General features: G+C 74.5%; 11 protein-coding genes. 5 read left to right on the top strand and 6 right to left on the bottom strand.

The features are described 5' to 3' along the window. Positions 1-398: 398 nt before the first annotated feature. Complete coding sequence (locus ACH4ZX_RS39795; protein ID WP_398283746.1) at positions 399-806, top strand: CoA-binding protein; 408 nt, start codon at positions 399-401, stop codon at positions 804-806. A 165-nt stretch (positions 807-971) separates the two neighbouring features. Further along, positions 972-2,138 carry a 4-hydroxybenzoate 3-monooxygenase gene (locus ACH4ZX_RS39790; protein WP_398283752.1) on the top strand — a complete coding sequence of 389 codons (1,167 nt, stop codon included), beginning with the start codon at positions 972-974 and terminating at the stop codon, positions 2,136-2,138. 6 nt (positions 2,139-2,144) lie between these two features. Here the strand turns inward: ACH4ZX_RS39790 and ACH4ZX_RS39785 are convergent, their stop codons facing one another. Beyond that, positions 2,145-2,504: a metalloregulator ArsR/SmtB family transcription factor gene (locus ACH4ZX_RS39785; protein WP_360754476.1), complete on the bottom strand. Its 360-nt coding sequence runs from the start codon at positions 2,502-2,504 to the stop codon at positions 2,145-2,147. A gap of 61 nt (positions 2,505-2,565) precedes the next feature. Between ACH4ZX_RS39785 and ACH4ZX_RS39780 the strand changes: the two genes are divergently transcribed. After that, a complete protein-coding gene (locus ACH4ZX_RS39780; RefSeq protein WP_398283744.1) occupies positions 2,566-3,654 on the top strand; it encodes a cation diffusion facilitator family transporter in 1,089 nt (362 codons plus the stop codon). On the opposite strand, the gene ACH4ZX_RS39775 is transcribed toward ACH4ZX_RS39780, so the two are convergent. Both ACH4ZX_RS39775 and ACH4ZX_RS39770 read right to left on the bottom strand, forming a co-directional pair. Next, entirely contained in the window at positions 3,566-4,006 is a 441-nt protein-coding gene (locus ACH4ZX_RS39775) for a hypothetical protein (protein ID WP_398283742.1), read from the bottom strand. The two genes, ACH4ZX_RS39780 and ACH4ZX_RS39775, sit on opposite strands and share 89 nt — an antisense overlap. A gap of 23 nt (positions 4,007-4,029) precedes the next feature. Continuing rightward, positions 4,030-4,602, bottom strand: a complete 573-nt coding sequence (locus tag ACH4ZX_RS39770; RefSeq protein WP_398283740.1) for a helix-turn-helix domain-containing protein — start codon at positions 4,600-4,602, stop codon at positions 4,030-4,032. A 131-nt stretch (positions 4,603-4,733) separates the two neighbouring features. Here ACH4ZX_RS39770 and ACH4ZX_RS39765 point away from each other — a divergent pair, with 131 nt between their 5' ends. Next, entirely contained in the window at positions 4,734-5,591 is an 858-nt protein-coding gene (locus ACH4ZX_RS39765) for an EamA family transporter (protein ID WP_398283738.1), read from the top strand. A 1-nt stretch (position 5,592) separates the two neighbouring features. Here the strand turns inward: ACH4ZX_RS39765 and ACH4ZX_RS39760 are convergent, their stop codons facing one another. Next, positions 5,593-6,357 carry an acyltransferase gene (locus tag ACH4ZX_RS39760; RefSeq protein WP_398283736.1) on the bottom strand — a complete coding sequence of 255 codons (765 nt, stop codon included), beginning with the start codon at positions 6,355-6,357 and terminating at the stop codon, positions 5,593-5,595. A gap of 108 nt (positions 6,358-6,465) precedes the next feature. On the opposite strand from ACH4ZX_RS39760, the gene ACH4ZX_RS39755 reads away from it, so the two are divergent. Then, positions 6,466-6,999 (top strand): gamma carbonic anhydrase family protein, encoded by a 534-nt coding sequence (locus tag ACH4ZX_RS39755; protein WP_398283734.1) that lies wholly within the window; start codon positions 6,466-6,468, stop codon positions 6,997-6,999. 13 nt (positions 7,000-7,012) lie between these two features. Here the strand turns inward: ACH4ZX_RS39755 and ACH4ZX_RS39750 are convergent, their stop codons facing one another. Together ACH4ZX_RS39750 and ACH4ZX_RS39745 are read right to left on the bottom strand one after the other, a co-directional pair. Then, positions 7,013-7,663, bottom strand: a complete 651-nt coding sequence (locus ACH4ZX_RS39750) for a DedA family protein (RefSeq protein WP_398283732.1) — start codon at positions 7,661-7,663, stop codon at positions 7,013-7,015. Positions 7,664-8,144: 481 nt separating this feature from the next. Beyond that, positions 8,145-8,582, bottom strand: coding sequence for a DUF4442 domain-containing protein (locus ACH4ZX_RS39745; protein ID WP_398283750.1), 438 nt, complete (start codon positions 8,580-8,582; stop codon positions 8,145-8,147). Positions 8,583-8,825: the final 243 nt, after the last annotated feature.

Here is an 8,825-nt window from a genome sequence, read left to right as displayed (position 1 = left end):
GGTGCGCCCGCCCCCCCCCCCCCCGGGGGGGGCCCGCCGTGTTCCCGGCCCCCCCCCCGCTGGGCCCCCCCCCCCCCCCGCCGCGGGGGGGGGGGGGGGGGCCCGGGGGGGGGCCCCCCCCCACGGGTCAGTCCCCGCCGGGTCGGGGTGGCGTCGACGGGTTCGCCGGTCCGGGCGTCGGTGATGCGCAGCACGGAGTGAGCGTAGGCGGGCCGGCGGCCGGGCGCAGGCTACCGCACGGTTTCGGCCTGGTCGCGGTGTGCGGCTCGCGGCCCGGGCGGTGCCGCGGGGCGGCGCCGTCCGGGTGAGCGGGACGCGGGGCGGGCGGGGAATCCCCCGGGGCCGTGCGCCGTTGTGCGACCGGACAGATCTTCCCCGAGGCTACGAGGAGGCCGGCTGTGTACGGCGACGAGGCGACGGTTCGCAGGATTCTCACCGAGCTCGGCGACACCTGGGCGGTGGTGGGCCTCTCGTCGAACACGCGGCGCCCCGCGTACGGCGTCGCCCAGGTGCTGCAGCGCTTCGGCAAGCGCGTCGTGCCCGTCCACCCCAAGGCGGAGACGGTGCACGGCGAGCAGGGGTACGCCTCCCTCGCGGACATCCCCTTCGACGTGGACGTGGTCGACGTGTTCGTCAACAGCGGCCTGGCGGGGGCCGTGGCCGACGAGGCGGTGGCCAAGGGCGCTCGCGCCGTGTGGTTCCAGCTGGGCGTCGTCGACCAGGCGGCCTACGACCGCACCCGCGCCGCGGGGCTGGACATGGTGATGGACCGGTGCCCCGCCATCGAGATCCCGCGCCTGGGCTGAGCGGCCCGGCGGCGCCGCACCCCGGCCGACGGCGCTGAACCCCGGCCGGTGCGGCGCCGACATAATGTTCGGGTGAACTTATCCTCCGCCCCCGACTCCGCTCCCGACTCCGCTCCCGACTCCGCCCCCGCTTCCGCCTCCGCTCCCGCGGAACACTTTCCGGTCGTGATCGTCGGCGCGGGACCCGCCGGTCTGGCCCTCGGGAACATCCTGCGGGCCGCTTCCGTGGACTGCCTGGTCCTGGAGGCCGAGACGCGCTCCTTCGTCGAACAGCGGCCCCGGGCAGGGGTCATCGAGGAGTGGGCGGTGCGCGAACTCCGGCGGCGGGGCCTGGCGGACGGCCTGCTGGAGCGGGCCCAGCCGCACTCGGAGTGCGAGTTCCGCTTCGACCGGCAGCGGTACCGGTTCCCCTACGCGGAACTGACGGGCCATCACCACTACGTCTATCCGCAGCCGTTGCTGGTCACGGACCTGGTGCGGGAGTACGCGGACGTGCGCGGCGGGCAAATCCGGTTCGGGGTGCGGGACGTCCGGCCGCACGACCTGGACTCGGACCGGCCCTCGGTGTCGTACACCGACCCGGACACCGGTGAACGTCGGCTGGTGCGCTGCGACTTCGTGGCCGGCTGCGACGGGGCGCGCGGGGTGACGCGGACCGTGCTGCCGCCGGGGCGCGCCCGGATCGCCCGGCACGACTACGGCGTGGGCTGGCTGGCGCTGCTCGCCGAGGCGCCGCCCTCCAGCGACTGCGTCGTCTTCGGCGTCCATCCCCGCGGCTTCGCCGGGCACATGGCCCGCAGCCCCGAGGTGACCCGCTACTACCTCCAGTGCCCGCCGGGCGACGACCCGGAGGACTGGCCGCACGACCGGGTCTGGGCGGAGCTGCAGGAACGGCTGGCCGTCGCCGACCGGCCGCGGCTGACGGAGGGGCGGCTGCTCGAGAAGCGCGTCCTCGACATGCACGACTACGTCGTCGAGCCGATGGTGTTCGGCCGTCTCCTCCTCGCCGGGGACGCCGCCCACCTCACCGCGCCCATCGCCGCCAAGGGCATGAACCTCGCCCTGCACGACGCCTTCCTGCTCGGCGACGCGCTGGTCGCGTACCTCACCGAGGGCGACACCCGCGGGCTGGACGGCTACTCGGCGGCCTGTCTGGCGCGCGTGTGGGACTACCAGGAGTTCTCGCAGTGGCTGTCGGAGGTGTTCCACGGCACGTCGTCCGGCGACGCCTATCGCGCGGGCACCTCGCTCGCCCGGCTGCGCCGCCTGTTCACGTCGGCCGCGGCGGCGGCCGCGTTCGCCGAGCAGTACCTCGGCAAGCCGTCCGGCTGACGCCGCTCAGTCGTGCGGGGGCCGGCCGCCGAGCCGGTGGTCCGCCACGTTCAGCGCCTCCTCCACCAGGCGGCGCAGATGGCCGTCGCGCAGGGAGTAGATCACCCGGCGCCCCTCCTTGCGGGTGTCCACGAGTCCCGCGAGCCGCAGCCGCGCCAGGTGCTGGCTGACCGCCGGACGCGCCGCGCCGCACGCCTCGGTGAGCGTGCTGACGTCGGCCTCGCCCGCGGTCAGCGCGTGCAGCAGGGCTAGGCGGGTGCGATCGCCGAGCAGCGCCAGGAGTTCCGCGGCGAGCGTGAACTGCTCCTCGCCCGGGGTGCGCGGGTGCGCATCATGCGCAGGTGACAGGTGCATGCGTGCGCTCATACGCACATAATGGTGCCGTGGGCGCCCCGCGTCCATTCCCGCGGAACGGAAGGGGACCGGCGTGAGCGACCGGCACGACCACCACAGTCACCACCACCCGCACGAGCACCACCACCACAGTCACCACCACCCGCACGAGCACCACCAGCACCCGCATGAGCACCCTCGGGTCGGCTCCCGCCTGCGCCACCTGCTCACCCCGCACTCCCACGAGAGCGCCGGCAAAGTCGACGCCGCGCTGGAGGCCTCGTCCCGGGGCATGCGGGCACTGTGGGTCTCGCTGGCGGTCCTCGGCGCGACGGCGCTGGCCCAGGCGGCCGTGGTCGTGCTGTCCGGATCGGTGGCGCTGCTGGGCGACACGGTGCACAACACGGCGGACGCGCTGACCGCCGTACCGCTCGGGATCGCGTTCGTGCTGGGCCGGCGCGCGGCAACCCGCCGTTTCACCTACGGCTACGGCCGGGCGGAGGACCTGGCGGGCATCGTGATCGTGCTGACGATCGCCGCGTCCGCCGCCTTCGCGGCGTGGGCGGCGGCGGGCCGGCTTCTGGACCCGCGCCCGGTCACCCACGTCCCGGCGGTCGCGGTGGCCGCCCTGGTGGGCTTCGCGGGCAACGAGTGGGTGGCCCGGTACCGGATCCGGGTGGGCCGCGAGATCGGTTCGGCCGCGCTGGTGGCCGACGGGCTGCACGCCCGCACCGACGGGTTCACGTCGCTGGCCGTGCTGCTGGGCGCGGGCGGTTCGGCGCTGGGCTGGCACCTGGCCGACCCCCTGGTGGGGCTGGCGATCACGGCCGCGATCGTGCTGGTGCTGCGGGACGCGGCCCGCGAGGTGCTGCGGCGGGTGATGGACGCCGTCGACCCGGGCCTGGTGGACCGGGCCGAACAGGCACTGCGGGCGGTTCCCGGCGTGCGGGAGGTCGGTGAGCTGCGGCTGCGCTGGATCGGGCACCGGCTGCGGGCCGAGGTCGCGGTGGTCGTCGACGGCGAGGCGACGCTGCGGCAGGCCCACGGCATCGCGGTCGACGCCGAACACGCCCTGCTGCACGCCGTGCCGCGGCTCACGGCCGCGCTGGTGCACGCGGATCCGGCGCCGGCGCCGGGAGAAGCGGACCCGCACCTGCCGCTGGCGCACCACGCGACCGCCTGAGGAGCGAGATCAGGCCACCCCGAGCCACCCTCCCGACCACCACCGCGCCGGGCAGTTCGGTGAACGCCTTGCCCGGCACGCAGCTTGCCGCGCCGCCGTACTCCAGGCCGGTCTCGCCCGAGACCACCACGCAGTCGGCCGACCGCTGGAGCAGTTCCCGGCCGAACTGCTCCACGAAGACGGCGGTGTCGGCCCGTCGCGGGTCGGTGTCGACGCAGACGATCCGGGCGGCGGGGACGCTGCCGCTCCAGTGGCGTACGGCGCCGGCGACCGGGCGGATCAGTTCGCCGAGGGCGTCGGGGGCGGGGGCGGCGTGGTCGAAGTGTCCGATGGGGTACGTCCGTGGCGGCACGCCAACAGCGGGCCTCGGGCCGCTCAGCGCACGGGCGGGACGGAGACGGCCATGATCATCTCCATCGGGACCTCGCCCGTGTTGCCGTAGGCGTGCGGGGTGTTCGCCTCGAAGGAGGCACTGGCGCCGGCCGGGACGCGGTGTTCGGCGCCGTCCACGGTGAGCGTCAGCTCGCCGGCCGTGACGTGCACGAGTTCGACCGTGCCGGCCGGGTGCGGGTCGGACGGGCTGCTCTCGCCCGGCATCAGACGCCAGTCCCACATCTCCAGCGGGCCGGGGGCCTCGGTGCCCGCGAGCAGCCGGTTGTAGCTGCCCGCGTCGGTGTGCCACAGCCGCACGGCCTGCTCGGCGGGGACGACCCGGACCTTGGGGCCCTGCTCGTAGTCGAGCAGGGTGGTGATGCTGACGCCGAGCGCGTCGCCGATCTTGACGACCGTGCCGATGCTCGGGTTGGTGCGCGCCTGCTCGATCTGGATGAGCATGCCGCGGCTGACCCCGGCGCGGGCGGCCAGCGCGTCGAGGGTGAAGCCGCGCTCGTTGCGCCAGCGCTTGACGTTGCGCGCCAGGGACTGGGTCAGCAGGTCGAGGTCCGACACATTCCGTCCAACTCGTCGAGGCCCATGGGAGCACCACCCCCGAGGGCAATATCCTGGATGACAAAGTCCACTTCAGTGAACTACGGTGGGGTGCACCCGATCGTGCACCGAACTGTACTGCGAGGCGAGCCGTGACAGCATTCTTCGCCCTGGCCACCAGCCTGCTGTGGGGCCTTGCCGACTTCGGCGGCGGGCTGCTGACCCGGCGCGCTCCGGTGCTCACGGTGGTCGTCGTCTCACAGGCGGTCGCAGCGGCCGTGCTCGGCGTGATCGTGGCGGCCACGGGCGGCTGGGGCGAGGCCGGGCCGCGGCTGTGGTTCGCCTTCGCGGCCGGGCTGGTGGGGCCGGTCGCGATGATCTGCTTCTACAAGGCCCTCGCCCAGGGCCCGATGGGCGTCGTCTCCCCGCTGGCCACCCTGAGCGTGGCCGTCCCGGTCGGCGTGGGCCTGTGCCTCGGCGAGCGCCCGGGCCTCGTCCAGGCCGCGGGCATCGCGGTCGCCGTCGCCGGTGTCGTCCTCGCGGGCGGGCCGCAGCGCCGGGGCGCCGCCGTGCGGCGGCAGACCATCCTGCTCACGCTGGTCGCGGCGCTCGGCTTCGGCGCGGTGTTCGCGCTCATCGCGGAGGCGTCCACCACCGTCACCGGTCTCTTCCTCGCGCTGTTCGTGCAGCGTGTGACCAACGTGGCCGTCGGCGGCGCCGCGCTGTACGCCTCCGTGCGGCGGGGCGGCGCGGCGCTGCCGCCGGAGGGTTTCCCGTGGGCCTCGCTCCCGGCGCTGGCCTTCGTGGGCCTGGCGGACGTAGCGGCGAACGGCACCTACGCGATCGCCGCCCAGTACGGCCCGGTCACCGTCGCCGCCGTGCTCGCCTCGCTCTACCCGGTGGTCACCGCCCTGGCCGCGCGCGGCTTCCTCAGCGAACGGCTGCACCGGATCCAGGCGGCGGGCGCGGGTCTGGCCCTGGTGGGCACCCTGCTGCTGGCGACCGGCTGAGTCAGGACTCCGCGTCCAGCTGCGCCAGCCTGGCCGCCGCCTCCTCGTCCAGCTCCGACAGCGCCAGCAGCTGTTCCGGTGTGACCCCGTCGGGGATCGGCACCGGCGGGGGCGTCCGGAGCGGCGGCTGCCAACCGTCGGCGGGAGTCCAGCGCCGCACCACCCGCGCGGGCGCCCCGGCGACCACCGCGTGGTCGGGCACCACGCCCCGGACCACCGCGCCGGCGGCGACCACCACGTTCCGCCCGATCCGCGCGCCGGGCAGGATCACCGCGCCGGTGCCGATCCAGCAGCCCGCGCCGATCTCCACCGGCTCCATCCGGGGCCACTGCTTGCCGATGGGCTGGTGGGGGTCGTCGTAGGAGTGGTTCGTGGACGTCACGTACACGTACGGCCCGAAGTAGCAGTCGCTGCCGATGGTGACCGTGGTGTCCGCGATGACGTGACTGCCGCGGCCCAGGACGACGCCGTCGCCGATGCGCAGGATCGGCTCGGGGCCGAGGTCGAGGTCGGGCATCAGGCCCGCGGTGAGGGTGACCTGTTCGCCGACGATGCAGTGGGCGCCCAGGTGGATCCAGGGTTCGCCGAAGACCGTGCCCAGCGGGAAGGCCAGCCTGGTGCCGGTCCCGATCGCTCCGAAGCGGAACCGTCCCGGGTGCTGCGCGGTGACCGAGCCGGTGCGCTGCACCCAGGCCCAGCCCGCGTGGACGGCGCGCTGCGCGAGGCGGCGCCGCCATGATGAGAACGTGTTCTTGCGCATCGGCACGGGGTCACGGTACTCAGCGCGGCGGGCCCTCAAGAGGCCGAGGCCCTGTGATCTTCACCCCACCGGATGGCGTACCGTGCGGGGGCATCCGACGACGAGGAGAGGGCGATGACGCACAAGGCGTTGGTCACGGGCATCTGCGGCCGGGAACCGAAGATCGACCAGGAGGCGTTCGTGGCGCCCACCGCGTCGGTGATCGGCGACGTGACGCTGGAGGCCGGGGCGAGTCTCTGGTACGGCGCGGTCGCGCGCGGCGACGTCGAGCGGATCTCCGTCGGGGCGCGGAGCAACGTGCAGGACAACTGCACGCTCCACGCCGACCCGGGTTTCCCCGTCACCATCGGGGAGCGGGTGTCGGTCGGGCACAACGCCGTGGTGCACGGGGCGACCGTCGGCGACGACTGCCTGATCGGGATGGGCGCGACCGTGCTCAACGGCGCGGTGATCGGGGCGGGCTCCCTGGTGGCCGCGCAGGCGCTGGTGCCGCAGGGGATGCAGGTGCCGCCGGGTTCCCTCGTCGCCGGGGTGCCGGCGAAGGTCAGGCGCCCGCTGACCGAGGAGGAGCGGGCGGGCGTCACCCTCAACGGGACGCTGTACGCGGACCTGGCGGCGGCGCACCGCGAGGTCCACGACAAGTCGTAGGGCCCGTGGGTGCTCAGTCGACGGCCGGGACGGGTTCCTTCTCGGCCGGCGCGCTGTGCGCCGTCGCCTTCTTCGCCTTGCGCTTGAGGACGAGCATCGAGGTCAGGCCGATCAGCACCGCCGCGACCAGACCCAGCCACGAGAAGCGCTTCAGCCAGGACTCCGCGACCACGCCCACGTAGTAGATGACGGCGGTCGTGCCGCCCGCCCAGAGGATGCCGCCGAGGACGTTGGCGATCAGGAACTTCCAGTACGGCATCCGCAGCACGCCCGCCAGCGGGCCGGCGAAGATGCGCAGCAGGGCGATGAAGCGGCCGAAGAAGACGGCCCACATGCCCCACTTCTCGAAGGACCGCTCCGCGGTGGCGACGTGCCCCTCACTGAAGTGCCGGGGGAACTTCTGGCCGAGCCACGCCAGCAGGGGCCGCCCGCCCTTGCGGCCGATGGCGTAGCCGATGGAGTCGCCGACGATGGCGCCGAGGCTGGCGCACGCGCCGAGGATCACCGGGTTGACGCCGGCGTGCTGGGAGGACAGCAGGGCCGCCGAGACCAGGATGATCTCGCCGGGCAGCGGGATGCCCAGGCTCTCCAGACCGATGACCAGTCCCACCACGGCGTAGACGGCCGCCGCGGGCACCGTGTCGAGCCACTCCTGGACGTGCACCGCCGGTCCCTCCCGTTCGTGACTCTGTTCGTGCCGCCGCGTTTCCGCGTGCGCCGCACGGGGCGTACCCGGGAAGCCTACCGGGTCGGCGCACGGCGGCGGCGGCGCGGCGGCCGCCCCCGGCGCCCCTCGCGGCTGCTGCCCGCCCCTGCCGGTGCTCCTGGAGGCCGGTCACCGCGGTCCGGGCCCGAACCGCGGTGACCGGCCGTCAGGGAGACCGCCTGCACGTCGGGCACGGCACCGCAAGGCAGGCGGCACCACGGGCAGCGGGCCCACAGGCGGGCGGCACCGCAGGCGCACGGCGCCGGAGGGTGGGCGGGCCCGGCCGTCGCGCGACCGCACCGCCGAAAAGCGGGGCTCCGACCGAAAGGCGGGCCCCGGCCGGCAGGCGGGCCCCGGCCGGCAGGCGGGCCCCGGCCGGAGTCCTACCAGGCCCGGATCGCGGCGGGCGACGCGATCCGGGCCCGGCGGTGGGCGGAGGTCAGCCGTTGGGGCGCAGCGTCCACAGCACCGTCATCTCACCGGTGACGGCGCCGTCCTGGCGCTGGATGGCGACGCTCACCGGGAACTCCGGGCGGGTGCCCGCGTCGAGCTCGGCGACGACATCGGCGACGGGGCGGCCCAGGGTCGCGGTCGCCGTGACGGGACCGAGGGCGATCTTCTTGAACGCGATCTCGGCGTGCACCGGGAGCGGGACGGCCCGCGCGAGCTGGTCGCCGAACGCGGCCAGGACGACGGCGCCGCTGGCCGACTCGCCCAGCGTGAACATCGCGCCCGCGTGCGGCCCGCCGACGTGGTTGCGGTACTCGCTCTGGTCCGGGAGGGCCAGCACGGCCTTCTCCGGCGTGGTCTCGAGGTACTCCAGGTTCAGGGTGCGAACCATCGGCACCGTCGCGGCGAGCAACTCGCCGATCGACATCTGATCTGCGCTCATACCCGAATGTTACCCATGAGTAGCCTGCGCTGACCAGGCCCCTGCCGCCCCCGTCCGCGGGGTGCGCCCGGACCCGGGTTCCCGGTGTGCCGCGGCCGGCGAACCCGGGGGGCCGCATCGGGTGCCGGGCGGCACTAGACGAGTAAGTCCTATGTCCTGGGCTGACGATCAGGCGTGAACAGAGGGTGTTCAAGATCATGTTGTGACGCAAGATCTGAACACCCTCTT

It is taken from the genome of Streptomyces sp. NPDC020490, assembly GCF_044335305.1.
Taxonomy (GTDB): Bacteria; Actinomycetota; Actinomycetes; order Streptomycetales; family Streptomycetaceae; genus Streptomyces.
This window is presented reverse-complemented; position numbering and strand designations above follow the sequence as displayed.

Coding starts and splice junctions, on each gene's coding strand:
- ACH4ZX_RS39785 (WP_360754476.1), bottom strand. CDS start 2,504: ATGAGCGCACGCATGCACCTGTCACCTGCGCATGATGCGCACCCGCGC.
- ACH4ZX_RS39755 (WP_398283734.1), top strand. CDS start 6,466: ATGACGCACAAGGCGTTGGTCACGGGCATCTGCGGCCGGGAACCGAAG.
- ACH4ZX_RS39745 (WP_398283750.1), bottom strand. CDS start 8,582: ATGTCGATCGGCGAGTTGCTCGCCGCGACGGTGCCGATGGTTCGCACC.